The 20021-nt window shown below is 67.2% G+C and carries 19 protein-coding genes and 3 tRNA genes; 12 read left to right on the top strand and 10 right to left on the bottom strand.

Annotated features, from left to right (window positions below; all coding sequences use genetic code 11):
• Positions 1-14 precede the first annotated feature (14 nt).
• From RVX_RS14930 to RVX_RS14900, 7 genes are all read right to left on the bottom strand, one after another.
• Positions 15-719 (bottom strand): ABC transporter ATP-binding protein, encoded by a 705-nt coding sequence (locus tag RVX_RS14930; protein ID WP_116307978.1) that lies wholly within the window; start codon positions 717-719, stop codon positions 15-17.
• Entirely contained in the window at positions 712-1434 is a 723-nt protein-coding gene (locus RVX_RS14925) for an ABC transporter ATP-binding protein (protein WP_043608964.1), read from the bottom strand. Before RVX_RS14925 ends, RVX_RS14930 begins: the two co-directional genes overlap by 8 nt.
• A complete protein-coding gene (locus tag RVX_RS14920) occupies positions 1431-2372 on the bottom strand; it encodes a branched-chain amino acid ABC transporter permease (protein WP_116307977.1) in 942 nt (313 codons plus the stop codon). The genes RVX_RS14925 and RVX_RS14920 overlap by 4 nt, the downstream gene beginning before the upstream one ends.
• On the bottom strand, positions 2369-3295 hold the full coding sequence (locus RVX_RS14915; protein ID WP_007524300.1) for a branched-chain amino acid ABC transporter permease: 927 nt from the start codon (positions 3293-3295) through the stop codon (positions 2369-2371). The genes RVX_RS14920 and RVX_RS14915 overlap by 4 nt, the downstream gene beginning before the upstream one ends.
• Positions 3296-3610: 315 nt before the next feature.
• The gene (locus tag RVX_RS14910) at positions 3611-4795 is read right to left on the bottom strand and encodes an ABC transporter substrate-binding protein (protein WP_116307976.1); all 1185 of its coding nucleotides are present in this window, start codon (positions 4793-4795) and stop codon (positions 3611-3613) included.
• Between the two features lie 591 nt (positions 4796-5386).
• Positions 5387-6175 carry a polysaccharide deacetylase family protein gene (locus RVX_RS14905; RefSeq protein WP_172596668.1) on the bottom strand — a complete coding sequence of 263 codons (789 nt, stop codon included), beginning with the start codon at positions 6173-6175 and terminating at the stop codon, positions 5387-5389.
• A gap of 37 nt (positions 6176-6212) precedes the next feature.
• Positions 6213-6413 (bottom strand): hypothetical protein, encoded by a 201-nt coding sequence (locus RVX_RS14900; protein ID WP_116307974.1) that lies wholly within the window; start codon positions 6411-6413, stop codon positions 6213-6215.
• 355 nt (positions 6414-6768) lie between these two features.
• On the opposite strand from RVX_RS14900, the gene RVX_RS14895 reads away from it, so the two are divergent.
• From RVX_RS14895 to RVX_RS14885, 3 genes are all read left to right on the top strand, one after another.
• A tRNA-Val gene (locus RVX_RS14895) sits at positions 6769-6844 on the top strand.
• Positions 6845-6850: 6 nt separating this feature from the next.
• Positions 6851-6927: transfer RNA gene (locus RVX_RS14890), tRNA-Asp, on the top strand.
• Between the two features lie 100 nt (positions 6928-7027).
• Positions 7028-7104: transfer RNA gene (locus tag RVX_RS14885), tRNA-Asp, on the top strand.
• Positions 7105-7197: 93 nt separating this feature from the next.
• Here RVX_RS14885 and RVX_RS14880 read toward each other — a convergent pair.
• Positions 7198-7608: a winged helix-turn-helix transcriptional regulator gene (locus RVX_RS14880; RefSeq protein ID WP_268914482.1), complete on the bottom strand. Its 411-nt coding sequence runs from the start codon at positions 7606-7608 to the stop codon at positions 7198-7200.
• 132 nt (positions 7609-7740) lie between these two features.
• On the opposite strand from RVX_RS14880, the gene RVX_RS14875 reads away from it, so the two are divergent.
• The 5 genes from RVX_RS14875 to RVX_RS14855 all read left to right on the top strand — a co-directional run bounded on the left by RVX_RS14875 (position 7741) and on the right by RVX_RS14855 (position 14395).
• Positions 7741-8598 carry an SDR family oxidoreductase gene (locus tag RVX_RS14875; protein WP_116307973.1) on the top strand — a complete coding sequence of 286 codons (858 nt, stop codon included), beginning with the start codon at positions 7741-7743 and terminating at the stop codon, positions 8596-8598.
• Between the two features lie 151 nt (positions 8599-8749).
• Positions 8750-8986 (top strand): hypothetical protein, encoded by a 237-nt coding sequence (locus RVX_RS14870; protein WP_116307972.1) that lies wholly within the window; start codon positions 8750-8752, stop codon positions 8984-8986.
• A 339-nt stretch (positions 8987-9325) separates the two neighbouring features.
• Positions 9326-10486 carry an AraC family transcriptional regulator gene (locus RVX_RS14865; protein WP_116308096.1) on the top strand — a complete coding sequence of 387 codons (1161 nt, stop codon included), beginning with the start codon at positions 9326-9328 and terminating at the stop codon, positions 10484-10486.
• 844 nt (positions 10487-11330) lie between these two features.
• On the top strand, positions 11331-13046 hold the full coding sequence (locus RVX_RS14860) for a SulP family inorganic anion transporter (RefSeq protein ID WP_172596667.1): 1716 nt from the start codon (positions 11331-11333) through the stop codon (positions 13044-13046).
• Positions 13047-13264: 218 nt separating this feature from the next.
• Complete coding sequence (locus tag RVX_RS14855; RefSeq protein ID WP_116307971.1) at positions 13265-14395, top strand: glycosyltransferase; 1131 nt, start codon at positions 13265-13267, stop codon at positions 14393-14395.
• A 125-nt stretch (positions 14396-14520) separates the two neighbouring features.
• Here the strand turns inward: RVX_RS14855 and wbaP are convergent, their stop codons facing one another.
• Positions 14521-15933, bottom strand: coding sequence for an undecaprenyl-phosphate galactose phosphotransferase WbaP (gene wbaP, locus RVX_RS14850; RefSeq protein WP_116307970.1), 1413 nt, complete (start codon positions 15931-15933; stop codon positions 14521-14523).
• Between the two features lie 127 nt (positions 15934-16060).
• A complete protein-coding gene (locus RVX_RS14845) occupies positions 16061-16633 on the bottom strand; it encodes a flavin reductase family protein (RefSeq protein ID WP_116307969.1) in 573 nt (190 codons plus the stop codon).
• 305 nt (positions 16634-16938) lie between these two features.
• Between RVX_RS14845 and RVX_RS14840 the strand changes: the two genes are divergently transcribed.
• From RVX_RS14840 to RVX_RS14825, 4 genes are all read left to right on the top strand, one after another.
• Entirely contained in the window at positions 16939-17688 is a 750-nt protein-coding gene (locus RVX_RS14840) for an ABC transporter substrate-binding protein (RefSeq protein ID WP_116307968.1), read from the top strand.
• Between the two features lie 166 nt (positions 17689-17854).
• A complete protein-coding gene (locus RVX_RS14835) occupies positions 17855-18535 on the top strand; it encodes an amino acid ABC transporter permease (protein ID WP_116307967.1) in 681 nt (226 codons plus the stop codon).
• Between the two features lie 10 nt (positions 18536-18545).
• Positions 18546-19328: an amino acid ABC transporter ATP-binding protein gene (locus tag RVX_RS14830; RefSeq protein WP_007524251.1), complete on the top strand. Its 783-nt coding sequence runs from the start codon at positions 18546-18548 to the stop codon at positions 19326-19328.
• Positions 19328-20002 carry an amino acid ABC transporter permease gene (locus RVX_RS14825; protein WP_116307966.1) on the top strand — a complete coding sequence of 225 codons (675 nt, stop codon included), beginning with the start codon at positions 19328-19330 and terminating at the stop codon, positions 20000-20002. The genes RVX_RS14830 and RVX_RS14825 overlap by 1 nt, the downstream gene beginning before the upstream one ends.
• Positions 20003-20021: the final 19 nt, after the last annotated feature.

Raw genomic sequence — 20021 nt, 5'->3', positions numbered from 1 at the left:
GCGGCCGTTGCGCGCTACACGCCGAGATAGGCGGCCTTCACGTGGGGGTCGCGGAGCAGGTCTGCCCCCGCGCCCTCCTGGGTGATGCGTCCGTTTTCGAGCACATAGGCCCTGTCGCACAGGGCCAGGGTCTGCCGCACGTTCTGCTCAACGATGAGCACGGTCATGCCCTCGTCGCGCACCGTGCGGATGACGTTGAAGATATCCTGCACCAGAATGGGCGCAAGGCCCAGCGATGGTTCGTCGAACATGATCAGCCGGGGCAGGGCCATGAGCCCCCGGCCGATGGCCAGCATCTGCTGCTCGCCGCCGGACAGGGTGCCGGAAGGCTGCCTGCGCCGTTCGGACAGGCGCGGGAAGATGGAGAACACCCGCTCCTTGGTGCGCGCCCGTTCCTTGCGGGCCCGGCCGCGCAGCGAGCCCATGTCCAGGTTTTCCTCCACCGTCATTTCGGGAAACAGCCGCCGCGCCTCGGGCACGTGGGCCAGCCCCCGCTCGATGAGCCCGTAAGGCTCTGCGGTGTGGATGGCCTCTCCCGCCAGCAGTATCTCGCCCTTGCCCGGGCGCAGCACGCCCGATACGGTGCGCATGATGGTGGACTTGCCCGCGCCGTTGGCCCCTATCATGGCCACTATCTCGCCCTGGCCCACCCGGAACGAGACGTCCCAGATCACCTGCACGTCGCCGTAGGCCACGTCTATGCCGCGTACATCAAGCACCGTGCTCCTCCCCCAGGTACGCTTCCACGACCTGCCTGTTGGCGCTGATTTCCGCCGGGGTTCCCTCGGCGATCTTCTGGCCGAAGTTCAGCACCACGATGCGGTCCGATATGGCCATGATCACCTTCATGTGGTGCTCGATGATCATCACGGTGATGCCCTGCTGCTTGATGCCCCGGATGATGTCGATGGACACGTCCAGTTCCGCCGGGTTCAGCCCCGCGAACGATTCGTCCAGCAGCAGGAATTCCGGCTGGGTGGCCAGCGCGCGGGCTATTTCCAGCCGCTTGCGCTTGCCCAGCGGCAGCCCCTTGGAAAGCTGGTCGCGGTCGTCCCACAGTCCGGTGAAGTGCAGCACCTCGTCGGCCACGTCCTCCGCGCCCTTGCGGGTGGGGTTGCGCAGGAAGGCCGAGGCCAGCACGTTGTCGAACACGCTCATGCGCGACAGCGGCTTCACCACCTGGAAGGTGCGGGCGATGCCCAGGTTGCAGACCTTGTGCGGCTTGAGCCCGGTAATGGGTTTGCCCTTGAACAGCACCTGCCCCTCGGAGGGGTTGTAGAAGCCGTTCACGCAGTTGAACAGCGTGGTCTTGCCCGCGCCGTTGGGGCCGATGAGGGCCAGTATCTCGCCCTGGCGCACGTCGAAGTTCACGTCGTGCAGGGCGGCCAGCCCCCCGAAGAACATGGACAGCTTGCGGATTTCGAGCATGCTCATGCCGTGGCCCCCCTGCGCAGCAGCTTGCGCTTGAGCACCGGCCAGTCGCCCACCAGCCCGTTGGGCAGGTAGATGATGATCACGATCAGCAGCACCCCGAACATGGTCTGGTAGGCCACCCCGATGAGCGGCAGCGAACGGATGTATTCGGCCAGGATGACCATGATGCCCGCGCCCAGCGCCGGGCCCCATTCCGTGGCCACCCCGCCCACCATGACCACCATGATGATCAGGATGGAAATCTCGCCCAGCGAGAACACCACCCCCGGATCGATGTACCCCATGTAGTTGGTGTAGAACGCCCCGGCCAGGCCCGTGAGCATGGCGCTGACCGTGAGCGCGATGGTCTTGTAGCGCGTGGTGTCTATGCCCAGCGATTCCGCCGCGTCCTGGTCCTCGCGGATGGCCACGAAGTAGTAGCCCCAGCGCGAGCGCACGATGACCCGGCAGACGATGAACGCCAGCGCGGCCAGCCCCAGGATGATGTAATAATACTGCGTCTTTTCCACCCAGGTGCGGGTGATCATGATGCCGAGGGTGCCCTTGGTGAAATCGGTAAGGTTCTCGCAGGTGATGCGCAGCACCTCGCCGATGGCCAGGGTGGCCAGCACGAAGTAGGGGCCGCGCAGCCGCAGCACCACCGAGCCCATGCCAAGGGCCACCAGCGCCACCACCGGCAGGCTGGCCAGAAAGCCCCACCACGGGGATGCGCCCAGATGCAGGTGGATGAGCCCGGCGCTGTACGCGCCCATGCCGAAGAACGCGGCATGCCCGAACGAGACCTGCCCGCAGTAGCCGCCAAGCAGGTTCCAGGCCATGCCCGCCAGGGTCCACATGATGGACAGGATGAGGATGTGCATGACGTAGCTGTTCAGGCCCAGCAACGGCAGGGCAGCCAGCACCGCCAGCACGATGAGCGGAGCGAGGTTGTTCTTCATTTCGAGAGCTTCCTGGTCTTGAGGAGCGAGGCGACGCCGCCCGGCAGGAACACCAGCGCGGCCACGAAGATGACAAAGCGCCCCACCGGGGCCCAGCCCATGCCCACGTAGGTGGCGGTCATGGATTCGAACACCCCCAGGATCAGCCCGCCGAGGATGGCCCCCAGCGTGGAGCCGAGCCCCCCGAGGATGGTGATGACGAAGGCGATGAGCGTGAATTGCGAGCCCAGCGCGGGGAACAGGTAGTAGATGGGGATGAACAGGCACCCCGCGCAGGCCACCAGCGCCGAGCCGAGGCCGAAGGTGATGACCCGCATCAGCCCCACGTTCACGCCCATGATCATGGCGGCGTCCTTGTCCTGCGCGGTGGCGCGGATGGACTTGCCCGTGTCGGTGTGCGCCAGGAAGAACCACAGCAGCACGGTGATGACCACCGAGAGCAGGAACGACACCGTCCACGGCAGCGACAGCGAGATTTCAACCGGCGTGCCCTGCCACAGGTCGGACAGGTAGAAGGCGGTGGAGGCGTAGTCCACCGGGGTGGACCGGTAGTCGGACGTGAACAGGATGGTGGCCGCGTTCTGCAGCACCAGGCCAATGCCCACGGTAAGGATGACCTGGTTGTGCGGCAGGATGGATTCCACCCGCAGCACCGGGTTCACCAGCGCCTTCTGGATGAGCATGCCGAAGGCGAACATCAGCGGCGGCGCGATGAGCAGCGACACGTACGGGTCGATGCCGAACAGGGTGAACAGCCAGAAGGCGATGTACATGGCCACCATCATCAGCTGGCCGTGCGTGAGGTTGATGATCTTCATGACGCCGAGGATCAGCGTCATGCCGATGCCGATGAGCGCGTACAGGCCGCCGAGCAGGATGCCGGCGACAAGGGTTTGCAGGAACACTTCGGCTTGCACCCACATGGGGCGTGACCTCCCTGGGTTGGTTGGCCTGAGTTGGCTGGCAACGGGTTGTCCGCGCGGCGGCGGAACGGGCATGCGCAACCCCGCGCAAGGGTGCCCGTCCCGGTCCGTGTGGGGGCGGGCATTGCGATCGGGTGCGGTCCGGATATCGGTCCTCCGTCCAGCCGGAGCCGGGTTTGTGAACCCGACCCCGGCTGGGGGTGCGGAGGGGCGGACGGGGATCAATCCACGGTAGACGGCCCCTGGGGCCGGGGTGTCGCGCGGCGGCGGGAGGCACTCCGCCGCCGCACGGTCACTGCGTGGTGGCGGATGGCGCTACTTGCGTTCGCGCCACTTGGGGATGGGGAACACCGGCTTGGCGCTGGCGTAGCGTTCGGGCCAGATGGTCTCGTGCTTGCCGTGCAGCACCTGCAAGGCCAGGGTGTCGATGAAGTTCTGGTTCTGGTAGCCGTCGCGGCTCTCGAACTTCACCTGGCCAAAGGCGGTCATCATGTCCACGCCCTTCATGGCGGCGTTGATGTCCTCGGTGGTCAGCGCCTTGGCCCGTTCCACGGCGTCCTTGACCACGTAGACGGCAGAGTAGGCCAGCGCGCCGTGGTACGAGGGGTAGTCGCCATGGGCGGCCTTGTACTTCTCGGCGAATTCGCGCGCGCCGGGGTAGCTTACCTGCGGGCTCCACAGGGTGGCGGTAACCACGAACTCGGCGGCGTCCTTGGCGTTGTCGATGAACTCGGGGATGGCGAATCCGGCGGCCCCGCCCGCGAACAGGCGCGCGTCGATGCGCAGTTCCTTGATCTGGCGCATCAGCAGGGCGGCGTCCATGACGTAGGAAACCATGTAGATGACGTCGGGGTTCTGGGCCTTGACCTGCGAGAGGATGGGCTTGAAGTCCACCGCGCCCTTTTCGTACTTCTCCTTCATCAGCACCTTGATGCCCGCCTTTTCGGCGGACTTGGCCATCTCTTCCGCGCCCGAGGTGCCGAAGTCGGACGATTCGTACAGGATGACCATGGTCTTGGGCTTCACCACCTTGTCCATGAAGGACAACAGGCCCGAGGCGTAATAGGCGTTGGTGGGGTTGATGCGGTAGACGTACTTGTAGTTCTGCTGGGTTATCTCGTCGGCGGCCGAGGCGACCACCACGTAGGGGGTCTTGCGTTCCTCGGCCACGGCGGCCACGGCCTTGGCGCAGGCCGAGGTGTATTCGCCGAACAGCAGCGGCTGCTTCTGCACGTCGATGATCTTTTCGGCGATGGACCGCGCGATCTCGGGCTTGCCCTGCGAATCCTCGAAGCGCAGCACCAGCTTGCCGCCCTTCACGCCGCCCTTGGCGTTGATTTCCTCTACGGCGATTTCCATGGATTTCTTGATGATCTCGCCGAACTTGGCCTGCCCGCCGGTAAGCGGCAGCGGCACGCTGAAGGCGGTGTCCGCCGCCGAAGCCGTGGCGGGCAGGACGAGGCACAGGGAAAGACACAGGGCCAGCAGGATATTGCGCATGGTTCGACCTCCGCGACAGTGTGAAGGAAACGGACGCCGCCCGGCCACGAGGCCGGAACGGCGCGCATGCGCTCACGAGGCGTGCGGCACGAAACGGGCGGGGCGTCGGCGGCCGCCAGGGGGCGGCGCGCCGGGGCGGTACGCCCTGTCGCTTCGGGCCGCGAAGTGCGGCGGGCTCCTTCTCGCGAGCCGGAACATTGTAATGGCGTTCCAATACTCGCGTTTAGACGAGAATGTAAACACGGCGAACAGTGGCGGCGGTGTCGTTGGTGAGTGGTAATACTCCGGTTTGGCTGGACATCACTCATTTTTAAAAAATTTTGCAATCAATACGGTTGGTTGTTCAACCCATTGGATGCGCGCACAGTCCGTTTGTGTTGCCGGAGAGGGGCGCGAACCAGGTAGAAGCGGTGTGGAAAAGCGACGGAATTGTCGTCGCCCTTCCCGTGCAATGGGCGCGATGGGGCGGGATGCGGCGGGAGGGACGGGATGGCCGTGGGCGCAAACGGAACAGCCCCGGTGGGCCGGTGGGGGTCGGCGGCCGGGGCTGCGTGTCGCGAGGGGGCAGAAAGAGCCGCCAATGCGGGCGGATCAGTGCAGGCAGAGGGGGCCGGAGGTCTCCACGTATTCCGACATGGTGACGAAGGTGCAGCCCGCCTCGGTAAGGCGGTCGATGAGGCTGGGCAGGGCCTCCACTGTTTCGCGGTGGTTGTCGTGGAACAGGAACACCCCGCGCACCCCGAGCACGCCATAGGATTTGCGCGGCAGGATGGCGGCCAGGTCGCGCTTTCGCCAGTCGCGGCTATCCACGGACCACAGGGCGATGGTCATGCTCTGGGCGGCGGCGGCGTCGATGGTGGCGTTGTCGTAGCGGCCGTAGGGGGGGCGCAGGTAGCGCGGCACGATGCCGAGTTTGGCCAGTTCCTCGTTGGTGCGGGTGATTTCGCTCAGTTGCTCCACGGGCGCGCGCTGGCGCATGCTGCTATGCGAGAAGGTGTGGTTGCCCACCTCGTTGCCCTCGGCCACCAGGCGCTTCAGGGTTTCCGGGTACAGGTGCACGCGCGAGCCCACCACGAAGAAGGTGCCGCGCACGCCCTTGTCGCGCAGGATGTTCAGCAGCGCTTCGGTGGTCTGGCCGGGGCCGTCGTCAAAGGTGAGGGCGCACAGGTTGGCGCTTGCGCCGCGCTGGGCCAGGACCAGGCCGTCGAGCACCGAGGGGTCGCGGGCTGCGGCCGGGGCGGGGCGCAGGGCAAGCGCGGCAAGCAGCAGGGCAAGCAGCAGGAACGGAGCAAGGCCGACGGAGCGGCGCACGGAGAGGGCCGGGCGACTGCGCCGGGGGCGCGGTGCATGCAGGGGATGCGCGGTGGTGTGGGCGAGCATGGGGGCTCCCGCTGTGGGGGTGCGGCGTGGAATCGCGTCAGTTGCTGCGGGCCGACGTGTCGGGCGTCGGGGGCGGCGCGTGGGGGCGTTCATCCGCGAAGCGGGAGCGCAACCTGGCGGCGTAGGCGGTTGCGTCGCGCAGCAGCAGGGTAAGCTGCATGCTGTGGTCGATGGCCGGTTGTATGCAGGAGCGGCAGGGTTGGGCCTCTGCGGCGTCCGTATCCGTGGGATCGAACATGTGCGTGTTTCGCACTCCTGAAAGGGATATCCGCTTCCGACGCCGGGCGCTGCACGGAGACGCCGCGCACGACGACGGTATGCGAGTACCTTTGTATAGAGAGACGTTGCGGCATGCAAGGATTGTCTGCGCATGCTTGCGGTTTGTGGCGGGTGACGGGCGGGCAGCGCGACGCGGCGGGGGCGGGGACGGGTCGACCGGAAGTAGTTACGCCGTAGCGGGCGCTGGCGCGCGTGCCGCACAGTAATGCACCAGTATTTTAGGGCATTGCCTTGGCGAATCAAAAAAATGTGCGCCTCCGGAAAAATTCCGTTGACAACTTCGGGGGGGTGAGGATAGACATTCCTTCCTGCGCGGGCAGTTAGCTCAGCTGGGAGAGCACCGCCTTCACACGGCGGGGGTCGCAGGTTCAAGCCCTGCACTGCCCACCACCACGCGGAGCCGTAGTTAAGACGGTTATAACGCCGGCCTGTCACGCCGGAGGCCGAGGGTTCGAGTCCCTTCGGCTCCGCCAGGATCCCAGAGGGGGGAGCGCAAGCTCCCCCTTTTTCTCAAGCCAGTATTTCCCGGTGCGGAAGACCGCTTTGCGGTCGGTATCCGTGTCGGGTTTCCGCGGAGCGGTAGTTAAGACGGTTATAACGCCGGCCTGTCACGCCGGAGGCCGAGGGTTCGAGTCCCTTCCGCTCCGCCACGAATGCACGGGGGCGAGGTAGCAATACCTCGCCCCTTCTGCGTTGTGGGGCGGCATCCGGGGAGGGGGACGGGACCTGATCTGCCTCTCGGTCTACCCTGCGGCCTGCCCGCCTCGAATCCTGCCCAGATTCTCTTCTATCCAATCCGTCAGTTGGCGCACCTGCTCGCTGATCTCCCGCCCCAGCGGGGTCAGGCTGTATTCCACGTGGGGCGGCACCACGGGGTAGGCGATGCGCAGGACAAAGCCGTCTGCCTCCAGCCATTGCAGGGTCTGGGACAGCATCCGCTCGCTCACCCCGCCGATGCGGCGGCGCAGTTCGCTGAAGCGGTGGGTGCCGTCCAGCAGGGCCACCAGGATCAGCACGCCCCAGCGACTGGTGACGTGGGTAAGAATCTGGCGCGACGGGCACTTTTCCGCGAACAGGTTGCCCCGCAGGAGCAGTGCGGTGGGAACGGATGGGGCCGCAGACGTCCGGAACGCTGTGGAATCCCGGGTATTCACGGGCCCGGGGGCTGCTCCGGGGGCGGCATGGGGGGCATCTTTCTTCATACTTACCTTCATGTGCGTACTTACGTAAAGTGCGTGTCGGCCATATATTGGCAACTCCAACCGCAAACGTAAAGGAGTTCGATCATGATTGCCGTAACCGGAGCATCCGGCCAACTGGGCCGATTGGTGATGGAAGGGCTGCTGGCCCGCGTGCCTGCCGAGAACATCGTGGCGGCGGTGCGCAACCCCGCCAAGGTGGCGGATCTTGCCGCCCGGGGCGTGGTGGTGCGCGCGGCCGACTACGCAAAGCCGGAAACGCTGGACGCGGCCTTCGCGGGCGTGGACCGGCTGCTGCTGATTTCCTCCAGCGAGGTGGGCGGGCGCGTGCCGCAGCACCGCAACGTCATCGAGGCCGCCAGGCGCGCGGGCGTGGGGCTGGTGGCGTACACCAGCATCCTGCACGCGGACACCACGCCGCTGGGCCTTGGCGCGGAGCACCGTGAAACGGAGGCCCTGCTGCGGGCGTCCGGCCTGCCGCACGTGCTGCTGCGCAACGGCTGGTACACCGAAAACTACCTGGCCAGCCTGCCCGCCGCGTTGCAACACGGCGCGTTCGTGGGCAGCGCGGGGCAGGGGCGCATCGCCTCCGCCACACGGGAGGACTATGCTGCCGCCGCCGTGGCCGTGCTGACCGGCGAAGGCCACGCGGGCAAGGTGTACGAACTGGCGGGTGATACCGCGTACACCCTGGCCGAACTGGCCGCTGAGGTCAGCCGCCAGACCGGCAGGCAGATCGGCTATGCCGACATGCCCCAGGCGGAGTTCCGCAACGTGCTGGTGGGCGCGGGTCTGCCGGAACCCATCGCGGACCTGCTGGCCGATTCCGACGCGGGCGCGGCCAGGGGCGGCCTGTTCGACGATGGCCGCCAGCTTTCCGCGCTCATCGGGCGGCCTACCACGCCGCTGTCCGCGCTGATGGAGACCGCGTTGAAGACGGCATGACCCGTCCGAGGGCACCGTATATTAGGATGCATCCGGGGCCGTGGCAGGAATGTCGCGGCCCCGGTGCGTTGAGCGGGACTTCTGTCCGTGGACCAGCCCGACGTGCGCGCCGTGGCTGACACTTTCCTTCACACCTGCTATCTGACGGGCCATGCTCACGCTGCGCTGCGCGGCCTGCCGCCGCAAACTCTGGAAGTACCTGAAACTCGGCAAGGGCGAGGTGTTGCGTTGCCACAAGGAGCGCATCACTCGCGTGTACGAGGCCGAGGAGCGCGACGGGCGCATCTGGTGCGCCTGCGGTCTGGCCGTGGGCGTGGACAGGGGCGGGCACTGGGCCATGCTCTCCAGCGCCTTCACCTATTCGGGCACCAAGGACACCAGGCTCTGACCAGCAATGGGGCGGGTCTGTTTCGCACGCCGCAGGCGCGACGCGCGGCCTGTCTGCCCGCCTGTCTCCCCGAACGGACATCCACGACCGGAGCCTTCGATGACCCGCACGCCGCCCGGACCTTCCCGCCCCGGCATGTCCCCTGCCATGTGCGATGCCATGCACGATGGCATGCGTCCATGCGGCGTCCCCCCGGACAGCCCGCCGGACAGCCTCCCTGCCGGGCCGGATGGCGTCCCCGCCCCCCTTGGCTGGCCGGACGCATGGCATCTTGAAGCCGTTACGGACACCGCCTTCGGCCAGCCCCTTCCGGACCGGGCCGCCGGGCCCGGCCGCCCCATGCGGCCTGTCCGGGAGGACACCCTGCGCCGCTACGAGGCGCGCATCAACCGGGTCATCGACCATATCGCGGCGGACCCGGCGCGCGAATTCACCCTGGACGAACTGGCCGGGGCCGCGCCGTTTTCGCGCTTTCACTTCCACCGCATCTTCGCGGGCCTCACGGGCGAGACGGTGCAGGCGTTCATCCGCCGCCTGCGCATGGACCGCGCGGCCAACATGCTGGCCTTCGCGCCGGACGTGAGCGTGACCGACGTGGCCATGTACTGCGGGTTTTCCTCGTCGCAGAATTTCGCCCGCGCCTTTCGCGAACGCTTCAGCATGACCCCCAGCGAGTTTCGCCGTCGCCGCCACTACCGCACCGGCGCGGACCGGGAGGGCGCGTGCTGCCTGCTGGCCGACCCCTTTCGCGCGTATCCTTCGGCTGGCGGGGCGGCGGATATCGTGTCGGCGGGCGCCGGGGCGGCGAATGGCAATGCCGGAAACGTCCCCGCCGCCGGGGTGGAGTACCAACAGGCCATGCGCGGCGCGGCGGACCGTCCCCCGCCGCGGCACCCGCAGCCGTCATGCATGCGGCCCCTGCCGGGCAACCCGCCCGCGCAGGATGAAATTCCGTGGCTGCCGGACGGCCCCCCGCACGTCCGGCTGGACCCGGACAGCGCAAGGAGCGACGCCATGAACGTGGACGTGAAGGAAATGCCCGCCTACCGCGTGGCCTACCTGCGGCACATCGGCCCCTACGCCAGCGAAACCATCGGCCCGGTGTGGGGCCGCCTGATGGCCCTGACCGGGCAGCGCGGCCTGCTGCGCCCCGGCGTGCCCGGCTTCGGCATCAGCTGGGACAACCCGGAAGTGACCCCGCCGGAGCATTGCCGCTACGACGCCTGCATCGAAATCGGGCCGGAGGTGGACGCGCTGGAACTGGCCGACGCGGGCATCAGCGTGCAGAACCTGCCCGGCGGGCTCTACGCCGAATACCGCAGCATGATCGCCTGCGACGGGTTCTTCAAGGCGTGGAACGACATGTACTCGCAGTGGCTGCCCGCCAGCGGCTGGCAGTGCGACGACCGCCCCGGCTACGAACTGTACCACGACATGCTGGGCTGCCCGCCCGAAGGGCCGTGGGACGTGGGCATCTGCGTGGCGGTGCGGCCGCTGTAGGGGGTGCCGGGCGCGCTGGCCAGTCGTGTGGTCCCGCCCGGTCCTGCACGGTCCCGTACGGTCCAGTTCGCGCTGCCCCCCCCTGCCGCCCTGCCCCCCCTGCTTGGCGACGGACGTCCGGCGGATGGCGTCCGATGGCTTGCCGATACCCGGCGCGCCCGGGCCCGACTCCGTTTTCAACATCGCCCGTGGGTTGCTGCCTGCGGGCGATGTTTTGTGCCAGCCGTGGAGCGTGCGGATGCGGTCTCGTCGGCCGACCACCGTCCATGCGCGGTCTGCCGTGCCACGCCCCTGCATTTCGTGGTTCTTCTCGTTGGCAACGCCCCCTTGGCCGTTGCCGTTCCGGAGTCCCCGCGCCGCTCCTCATGCCGGGCTGTCAGGCCGTCTGGCTCCCCTTCACAGGAGCCTTCCACGCAGCCCCCGCCTCGCCAGCGGCGTGAAAGCATGCACAGCGCAAACCCGAAGTCTTGTATAACACATCATAACGCACCGAAATGAAAGTTCATAACAGCCCACTTGCCAATGCGGCGCACCGGGCGTAATGGACCGGGCTTTGGGGTGCGTGTCTTACTTACTGCTGAAAACGGCAGCGCTGCCGCAGTTTGCGGCGCGGAGCGCACCCCGGCTGACCTGCGGTCCCGTCGGGGCAATGCATCGTGCGGCATGTCCGGCGAAACGTAGGCGGTTTGTGCGAGTGAGTACGCGCGTCAATCGTGGCGTGGCGCACTCCTGTAGGAGCGGACAGGGCGCGGAGGGCTGCCGCGCAAGGTCCGGCAACGACAAGCGCCACCGGTGCCTGGCCGCCATACGCGGCACCCCGGCGCGACCAAGCAAGGGAGCGGCAATGGCTGGTACAGACAACATGGAAGACGGCGCGACATCCTTCCTGCCGCGCACCATCACGGAACTGCGCGCCGGGTATTCGGCGCAGAAATTCATCCGCGACCTGCTGGCAGGCCTTACCGTGGGCGTGGTGGCCCTGCCGCTGGCCATGGCCTTCGCCATCGCCTCGGGCACCACGCCGGAACGCGGACTGTTCACCGCCATCGTGGCCGGGTTCCTCATCTCGCTGCTGGGCGGCAGCCGCTACCAGATCGGCGGGCCCACCGGCGCGTTCGTGGTCATCATCTACAACGTCATCTACCGCCACGGGTACGACGGGTTGGTCATCACCACGCTGCTGGCCGGGGCCATGCTGCTCCTCTTCGGCCTGTGCCGCATCGGCGTGCTGATCAAGTACATTCCCTACCCGGTCACCACCGGGTTCACGGCGGGCATCGCCGTGCTGATCTTCTCGTCGCAGATGAAGGACTTTTTCGGCCTGACCATGGACGCGGTGCCGCCGGAGTTCTTCGAGAAGTGGCTGGCCTACGGCGAGCATCTCGATACCCTGAACCCCACCACGCTGTGCGTGGCCGGGTTCGCGCTGGCGAGCATCCTGGCCACGCGGCGGTTCATACCGCGCATACCCGCCCCAGTGGTGGGCGTGGGCCTGGCCTCGCTGGCGGTGTGGGCGCTGGGGCTGGATGTGGAGACCATCGGCAGCCGGTTCGGCGGCATCCCGCGCGAACTGCCCAGCTTCGCCTGGCCCACCTTCACCTTCGCCCAGGTGCGCCAACTGTTGCCCGACGCCATGACAATCGCCCTGCTGGCGGGCATCGAATCGCTGCTCTCGTGCGTGGTGGCCGACGGCATGACCGGCGACAAGCACAACTCCAACGTGGAGCTCACCGCCCAGGGCGCGGCCAACATCGCCTCGGTGCTGTTCGGCGGCATTCCAGCCACCGGGGCCATCGCGCGCACGGTCACCAACATCCGCTCCGGCGGGCAGACCCCGGTGGCGGGCATGATCCACGCGGCGGTGCTGGTGGCCTTCGTGCTGTTTCTCGCGCCGCTGGCCTCGTTCATTCCGCTGGCCAGCCTGGCCGCGGTGCTGATCATGGTCTCGTGGGACATGAGCGAACTGCACAAGTTCCTGCGCCTGCTGCGCGCGCCCAAGTCCGACGTGACGGTGATGTGCCTGACCTTCGTGCTCACCGTGGTCATCGACCTGACCGTGGCGGTGTACGTGGGCGTGGTGCTGGCCGCGCTGCTGTTCATGCGCCGCATGAGCGAGGTGACGGCCATCTGCTCCTGCGCCATCGACGACAAACCGGTGATCCTGGGCCGCGAGACGGCGCAACTGGCCGTGCCCGAAGGGGTGCAGGTGTACGAGATCGACGGGCCGTTCTTCTTCGGCGTGGCCGACCGCTTCCAGAGCGTGTCGCAGGCGTTGCAGAAGCAGCCGGAGGTGTTCATCCTGCGCATGCGCAAGGCCAACACCGTGGACTCCACCGGGGCCAACGCGCTGGAGGCGTTCTACCGCACCTGCCGCCGCCGGGACACCGCGCTGCTGCTTTCCGGCGTGCGGCCCGCCGCGCGCAACATGATGGAGCGCTTCGGCACCCTGGACCTGATCGGCCGCGAGAACCTGTTCGAGAACGTGGACCGCGCGCTGGAACACGCCGTGCGCCTGCTGGCCGACAAGCGCGGGGTGACGCCCCCGGCGGCCCAGAAGTAGCGCCGGGGCTTCGCGCCAGCGCGATGCCGGGACGATGCGACCACGCCCCGCCGGGAACCTCCGGCGGGGCGTTTCGCGTGGTGGTGGACGGGCCGGGCGGGGGCCCGGACGGCATGGACGGCACGGCGCAACCCGCACTGGACGCGGCATGGCCGGGCGCGCTACAAGTCGGCGGTAACAGGAAGTTCTGGCAGGATCGGCCACGGGCCGGAGGCGGGATGAAGGTAGCCATCATACATTACTGGTTTGTGGGCATGCGCGGCGGCGAAAAGGTTGTCGAGGCGCTGTGCCGCATGTACCCGCAGGCCGACATCTTCACCCACGTGGTCGATCGCGGCCGTCTGTCGCGCACGCTGCTGGCGCACGACATCCGCACCACGTTCATCCAGCGCCTGCCCGGCGCGGTGCGCCATTACAAGAAATACCTGCCGTTCATGCCGCTGGCCCTCGAACAGCTGGACCTGCGCGGCTACGACCTGGTCATTTCCAGCGAGTCCGGCCCCGCCAAGGGGGTGCTGACCCGCGCGGACACGCCCCATGTCTGCTATTGCCACAGCCCCATGCGCTACCTGTGGGATTTCTATCAGGATTATCTGGAGGAGGCCGGGTGGTTCGTGCGGGGCATGATGCGCCCGTGGTTCCACTACCTGCGCATGTGGGACGCCGTGTCGGCCATGCGGGTGGACCGCTACGTTGCCAATTCGCGCACGGTGGCGGCGCGCATCCGCAAGCACTGGCGCAGGGATGCGGTCGTGGTGACGCCTCCGGTGGACGTGGAAGCCCTGGCCCCGGCTGGCGGCGTGCCCACGCGCCCGGCGGACGGCGCGCCCTACCTGTGCCTGGGCCAGTTGGTGGGCTACAAGCGGGCCGACCTTGCCGTGCGCGCCTGCACCGCTACCAACCGTTCGCTGGTGGTGGCGGGCGACGGCGAGATGCGCCGCGCGCTGGAGGCGCAGGCCGGGCCCACGGTGCGCTTCGTGGGGCGGCTGGACGACGGGGCCATGCGCGCCGTCTATGCGGAGAGCCGCGCGCTGGTGTTCCCCGGCGAAGAGGATTTCGGCATGGTGCCGGTGGAGGCCATGGCCTCCGGGCGGCCGGTCATCGCCTACGGGCGGGGCGGGGCGCTGGAGACGGTGGTGGACGGCGAGACCGGGCTGTTCTTCGGCACGCAGAGCGTGGATGCGCTGGTGGCCGCGCTGGATCGCTTCGAGCGTGCGGAACACCAGTTCGACCCGGCGCGCATCGCGGCGCATGCCCGGAATTTTGGCGAGGAACGGTTCCGCGCCGAGTTCGGCGCGGTGGTGGACGAGGCTTTGCGCGACATGGCCGGGCAGGGGATGGGGCGCTGAAGCGCTGGCCCTTCGCCGCGTGGCCGTGTCAGGCCATTGCGCGCGCGGGCATGCCTCCGCAAACGCATGAAGGCCGGGAGATGTTCCCGGCCTTCATGCGTTTGCGGGGTGCACCCCGGCAATTTCTAGTACGCCCCGTTGCGCTGCAGCACCACCGGCACGGTCTTGGCCAGAATCCAGATGTCGAACCACACCGACCAGTTGCAGATGTAGTAGCGGTCCATCTCCACGCGCTGCGGGTAGCTTACGTCGTTGCGGCCGGAAACCTGCCACAGCCCGGTGATGCCGGGCTTGACGCGGGTGTACAGGTCGAACACCTCGCCGTATTTGCTCACCTCGTTGTCCACGATGGGGCGGGGGCCGACCAGGCTCATCTCGCCCTTCAGCACGTTCCACAACTGGGGTAATTCGTCCAGGCTGGTCTTGCGCAGGAAGGCCCCGGCGCGGGTCACGCGCGGGTCGTTCTTCAGCTTCTGGTCGCATTCCCATTCGGCGCGCAGCGCGGGGTCGGCGTCCAGGCAGTCGCGCAGCACGCATTCGGCGTCGCGCACCATGGTGCGGAATTTCAGGATGCGCAGTTCGCGGCCGTTCTGGCCGATGCGCCGCTGGGTAAAGAAGGGCGACCCCGGACTGTCGATGCGGATCCACACCGCGATGGCCAGGATCAGCGGCAGGGCCACCACCCCGCCGCCCAGCGTGAACAGCAGGTCGATGGCCCGCTTCAGGCGCACCCGGTTGGCGTCCAGCAGGTTCTGGCGCACCAGCAGGCCCAGCAGCCCGCCGATGTCCATGGCGTTGACCCACAGGCGCGCGCCGCCCGTGGAAAAGGGCGGCATGATCAGCACGTTGCGGAACCGCGCCGTGGCCTCGACGATGCGTTGCCGTCCCCTAGCGTCCTCGAAGCTGTCCAGCAGCAGCAGGCCGTAGGCGCGCGGGTACAGCCGCAGGGCTTCCTCGTCGCTGGCGCAGCAGGCGAGGCCGCAGCCACAGTCGGAAGCGGTCGGCTGCACGCCCGGCGCCACGCAGGCCACGGGCCGCAGCCCGATCCACGGCTTGGCGAGCAGGGTGCGCGCCACCTCGGCGGCGGCGTCGCCATCGCCCAGAATAACGGCGGGCGCGCCCCACCACGTGCGGTTGGCGAAGCGGGTGCGCAGCCAGTGGCGGCACAGCGGCAGGGCCACCGAGCAGCCCAGCCACGCCAGCAGGAAGGCCGCGCGCGAATACCGCTCGCCCCCCTTGGCGAAGAAGATGAACGACCCGGCGCACAAGAATGTCAGGGTCACGCCGAGGGTGAGCTTTTTCAGCTCTTGCGGCGGGGGCAGCGAAATGTCGGCGTACAGGCCGAGCACTCCGTTGAACAGCGGCAGCAGCAGGAGGAATGGCAGCAGTTGCGGGTAGAAGGACCACTGGATGCCCAGGCCCGCCATGTCCCGCAGCAGCGCGGCCACGAAGGTGAGGCCGACGATGATGGCCGTATCCGCCAGCACCAGCAGCAGGGTTGCTCTCCACGAGGCGATCTGGACGGGGCAAAGGCTCATGCGTGTTCCGTTGATGGTCCGGGTGACGTTTGTCGCCCCGGCGCTCCAGGGCAGGCGGCCTATATAAGGGATGCCGCGTGACGCCGCAACAGTGCGGCGTCGCGCGGTGGCGCTTTGCGCTGTGCCCCTAGGCGCGCAGCCCCTTGCCCGCCGAGAACGCCTTGGCCAGGAACTCGCCCACGGCGTAGTATTCGCGCGACACCGGGGCAAAGATCACCGGGTCGACCTTGTTGATGTCGGGCAGCCCGTCGTCGCGCAGGCACGCTTCGTCCACCTTCACGTCCATGATCTCGCCGATGAACTGCGTATGCAGCCCGATTTCGATCTGGTGGATCAGCTTCAGCTCGATGGCCATGGGAAACTCGCCCACATAGGGCGCGTCCACGTGTTCGCCCGGCACGGGGGTGAGCCCCAGCGAGGCGAACTTGTCCTCGTTCTCGCCGGAATAGATGCCCGCGTAGTCCGCATGGCGCACGTAGGCCCGCGAGGGGATGGAAATTGTGAAGGCCCCGCGCTCGGTGATGGAGCGGTAGGTGTACGTGGCCTTGCGCAGCGAAACGGCGATGCTCGGCGGCTGCGAGCAGCAGATGCCCGCCCATGCCGCCGCCATGATGTTGGGGCGCGAATCGCGGTCGTAAGTGCCCACGAGAAAGAGCGGGGTAGGGTAGGCAAGGGTGCGCGCACCCAGGGATTTCTTCATGTCCGACCTCGTTTGGGGTGATGGGCGCGGCGCGGCAGCCGGACGGCGAGGTCCGCTGGGGGCCGGGCGCTGCGGCCGAGTGTGGCAAACTTTGGCCTTCGCGGCAAGGCAAGTGGCGACGCAATTGTCAAAATCACGCCAGGGGCGCTTGCGCGGGTACTCCGTTTCTGGTAGCGAAATGAAGAAATTTAGCTTTTCCGGCATGTTCGCATGGCGGTATGCGTGGCCGGGTATGCGTGGCGGGGACAGGCCCCGCGCGCGGGCGTGGTGAAGCAACGGTTCAACGAACGAGAGGAAGCACAAGCATGTTCAGAATGACCACCCTTGTGGCGGCCCTGGCCCTGGTCCTGGCGCTTGGCGGCGTGGCCTTTGCCGAGAAGACCTACATCAACGGCATCGACGCCAACTATCCCCCCTTCGCCTACGTGGACAAGAGCGGCAAGCCCGCCGGTTTCGACGTGGATTCCATGGACTGGATCGCCAAGAAGATGGGCTTCAAGGTCACCCACCAGCCCATGGATTGGGACGGCATCATCCCCAACCTGCTGGCCAAGAAGATCGACATGGTCTGCTCCGGCATGTCCATCACCGAAGAACGCAAGCAGAAGGTCAATTTCTCGAATCCCTACTGGAACGTGAAGCAGGTCTTCATCGCCAAGAAGGGTTCCGCCCTCACCGCCGACCAGATCCTGAAGGGCAAGGTGAAGCTGGGCGTGCAGCGCGGCACCTCCGAGGCCGAAGCGTTGCAGAAGGACAAGGAAGCCAAGGGTTACGGCTATGACCTGCGCTTCTACGATTCCGCCCCGCTGGCCATCGAGGACGTGCTGAACGGCCGCATCGACGCCGCCACCATGGACAACCTGCCCGCCGACGACGCCGCCGCCAAGGGCAAGGCCATCCAGGTCGTGGGCGTGTACGGCGACCCCGAAGACTTCGGCGTGGCCACCCGCAAGGAAGACGCCGAACTGCTGAAGCTGATCAACGACGGCTACAAGCTGCTCATGGCCGACCCCTACTGGGAACAGCTGAAGCAGAAGCACCTGGCCAAGAAGTAATCCGTTCGCGGCCGGGCCGGGCGTTTGCGCGCCCTGCCCGGCGCGGTGCATCCATCCGGAAGGCGCGGGAAATCTCCTGTCGCCTTCCGGACCTTTTTTGGGTATGCAACCCGTTGCGCCCCGGCGCGCAACAGCAAAAAAAGGGGGGGCCGCCCGGCCCGCGTTCATGCTTGAAAGCATCACCACCATCATAGAGGCGCTGCCGTACATTCTGGAAGGCACCCTGGTCACCGTTGGCACCGTGTTCGGTGCCATGGCCCTGGGGCTTGTGCTCGGCGTGCCCATGTCCGTGGCCCAGGCCTATGGCGCGTGGCCCGTGCGGCTTGCCGTGGGGTTCTACGTCTGGTTCTTTCGGGGCATGCCCATCCTGGTGCTGTTGCTGCTGTTCTACTTCGGGCTGTTCCAACTCATCGGGCTGAACCTTTCCGCCTTCGCCGCCTCGTGCCTGGTGCTGGGCATGACCAGCGCCGCCTACCAGTCGCAGATATTCCGGGGGGCCATTCAGGGCCTGCCGCAGGGCCAGTTGCGCGCGGCGCGGGCCCTTGGCATGAGCGACGGCACGGCCATCCGCACCATCATCCTGCCGCAGGCCCTGCGCCTGTCCATACCCGGCTGGTCCAACGAATATTCCATCCTGCTCAAGGATTCTGCGCTGGCCTTCGTGCTCGGCACGCCCGAGATCATGGCCCGCACCCACTTCGTGGCATCGCGCACCTACGAGCACCTGCCGCTGTACATGACGGCGGGCGCGCTCTACTTCGTCATCACCCTGATCGGGCTCAAGGTGTTGCGCCGTCTCGAACACAAGCTGCACATTCCGGGCTACGCCAGCCACGGACCGTTATAAGGACATTCCCATGGCCATGCCCGAAAACGTTTCCGCACCCGCGCCCATCCTGCGCCTTGAGAACATCGGCAAGACCCTTGGCGGCAAGCGCATCCTGTCCTCCGTCACCATGGAGGTGGACAAGGGCCAGCTGAAGGTGCTCATCGGCCCCTCCGGCGCGGGCAAGAGCACGCTGTTGCAGTGCATCAACCACCTCATCCCGCCGGACGAGGGGCACATCTACCTCGAAGGCCGGGTGGTGGACGCCGCGCGTCGGTCCGAGCTGTATGCCTTTCGCCAGCAAGTGGGGATGATCTTTCAGGATTTCAACCTGTTCGACCATCTGGACGCGCTGAACAACGTGTCCATCGCCCTGCGCAAGGTGCGCGGCATGAACCGCAAGGCCGCCGCCGAACGGGCCATGGCCGAACTGGAGCGGGTGGGCCTGGCCAACCGCGCCACTCTGTACCCGGCCCAGCTTTCGGGCGGCCAGAAGCAGCGCGTGGCCATTGCCCGCGCCCTGGCCATGGACCCCAAGGTCATGCTGCTGGACGAGCCCACCTCGGCCCTGGACCCGGAGCTGGTGGGCGAGGTGCTGGCGGTCATTCGCGACCTGGCGCGCGGCGGCATGACCATGGTCATGGCCACCCACCAGATGGACTTCGCCCGCGCCCTGGCCCATGAAATCCTGTTCATGGAGCGGGGCAGCATCATCGAGCGCGGCTCCCCGGCAGAGCTGCTGGCCCCCGGTTCCGGCACCCGCACGGCGGATTTCTGCAGTCGCCTGACCGACCTGTGCGAGGAGTGCAGCTAGTGTTCGACGTCGATTTCCTCGTCGACCGGGTGTTCCCCTCGCTGAACGCCGGGCTGTGGATGAGCGTGAAGCTCATCGTGCCCTCGGCCGTGTTCGGCCTGCTGTTCGGGGTGATCATCGGGGTGGTGCGGGTGTTCGGCAAGCCGTGGATGCAGCGCGCCGCCAACGCCTACACCGCCCTGTTCCGGGGGGTGCCGCTGCTGGTGCAGCTGTTCATCCTCTATTTCGGCCTGCCCAACATCGGCATCTATCTCGAACCGTATGCGGCCTCCGTGCTGGGCTTCATCTTGTGCAGCGCGGCCTACAACTCGGAATACGTGCGCGGGGCGCTGCTCTCCATCCGCCAGGGTCAGCTCAGCGCGGCGCAGGCCCTGGGCTTCAGCACCATGCAGACCCTGGTGTCCATCGTGGTGCCCCAGGCCGTGCGGCGCGCGCTGCCGGGCTGCGGCAACGAGGTGGTCTACCTCATCAAGTATTCGTCCCTCGCCTACGTGATCACGTGCATCGAACTCACGGGCGAGGCCAAGGTGCTCGCGTCGCGCACCTTCCGGTTCACCGAGGTGTTCCTGGTGGTGGGCGCGTACTACCTGTTTCTTGTCACCGTGGCTTCGTGGCTGCTCCACAAACTGGAGGACCGATTCCACATTCCCGGGTTCGGCCGCCCGCGCCAGTAGCGCGCCGCGCGCCGGTTTT

It is taken from the genome of Nitratidesulfovibrio sp. HK-II (assembly GCF_003402415.2).
GTDB lineage: Bacteria > Desulfobacterota > Desulfovibrionia > Desulfovibrionales > Desulfovibrionaceae > Cupidesulfovibrio.
This window is presented reverse-complemented; position numbering and strand designations above follow the sequence as displayed.

What these genes read in the sequence shown, in the direction of transcription:
- RVX_RS14925 (WP_043608964.1), bottom strand. Translation starts at nt 1,434, where the DNA reads ATGAGCATGCTCGAAATCCGCAAGCTGTCCATGTTCTTCGGGGGGCTG.
- RVX_RS14920 (WP_116307977.1), bottom strand. Translation starts at nt 2,372, where the DNA reads ATGAAGAACAACCTCGCTCCGCTCATCGTGCTGGCGGTGCTGGCTGCC.
- RVX_RS14915 (WP_007524300.1), bottom strand. Translation starts at nt 3,295, where the DNA reads ATGTGGGTGCAAGCCGAAGTGTTCCTGCAAACCCTTGTCGCCGGCATC.
- RVX_RS14910 (WP_116307976.1), bottom strand. Translation starts at nt 4,795, where the DNA reads ATGCGCAATATCCTGCTGGCCCTGTGTCTTTCCCTGTGCCTCGTCCTG.
- RVX_RS14905 (WP_172596668.1), bottom strand. Translation starts at nt 6,175, where the DNA reads ATGCTCGCCCACACCACCGCGCATCCCCTGCATGCACCGCGCCCCCGG.
- RVX_RS14900 (WP_116307974.1), bottom strand. Translation starts at nt 6,413, where the DNA reads ATGTTCGATCCCACGGATACGGACGCCGCAGAGGCCCAACCCTGCCGC.
- RVX_RS14875 (WP_116307973.1), top strand. Translation starts at nt 7,741, where the DNA reads ATGATTGCCGTAACCGGAGCATCCGGCCAACTGGGCCGATTGGTGATG.
- RVX_RS14870 (WP_116307972.1), top strand. Translation starts at nt 8,750, where the DNA reads ATGCTCACGCTGCGCTGCGCGGCCTGCCGCCGCAAACTCTGGAAGTAC.
- RVX_RS14865 (WP_116308096.1), top strand. Translation starts at nt 9,326, where the DNA reads ATGCGGCCTGTCCGGGAGGACACCCTGCGCCGCTACGAGGCGCGCATC.
- RVX_RS14860 (WP_172596667.1), top strand. Translation starts at nt 11,331, where the DNA reads ATGGCTGGTACAGACAACATGGAAGACGGCGCGACATCCTTCCTGCCG.
- RVX_RS14855 (WP_116307971.1), top strand. Translation starts at nt 13,265, where the DNA reads ATGAAGGTAGCCATCATACATTACTGGTTTGTGGGCATGCGCGGCGGC.
- wbaP (WP_116307970.1), bottom strand. Translation starts at nt 15,933, where the DNA reads ATGAGCCTTTGCCCCGTCCAGATCGCCTCGTGGAGAGCAACCCTGCTG.
- RVX_RS14845 (WP_116307969.1), bottom strand. Translation starts at nt 16,633, where the DNA reads ATGAAGAAATCCCTGGGTGCGCGCACCCTTGCCTACCCTACCCCGCTC.
- RVX_RS14840 (WP_116307968.1), top strand. Translation starts at nt 16,939, where the DNA reads ATGTTCAGAATGACCACCCTTGTGGCGGCCCTGGCCCTGGTCCTGGCG.
- RVX_RS14835 (WP_116307967.1), top strand. Translation starts at nt 17,855, where the DNA reads ATGCTTGAAAGCATCACCACCATCATAGAGGCGCTGCCGTACATTCTG.
- RVX_RS14830 (WP_007524251.1), top strand. Translation starts at nt 18,546, where the DNA reads ATGGCCATGCCCGAAAACGTTTCCGCACCCGCGCCCATCCTGCGCCTT.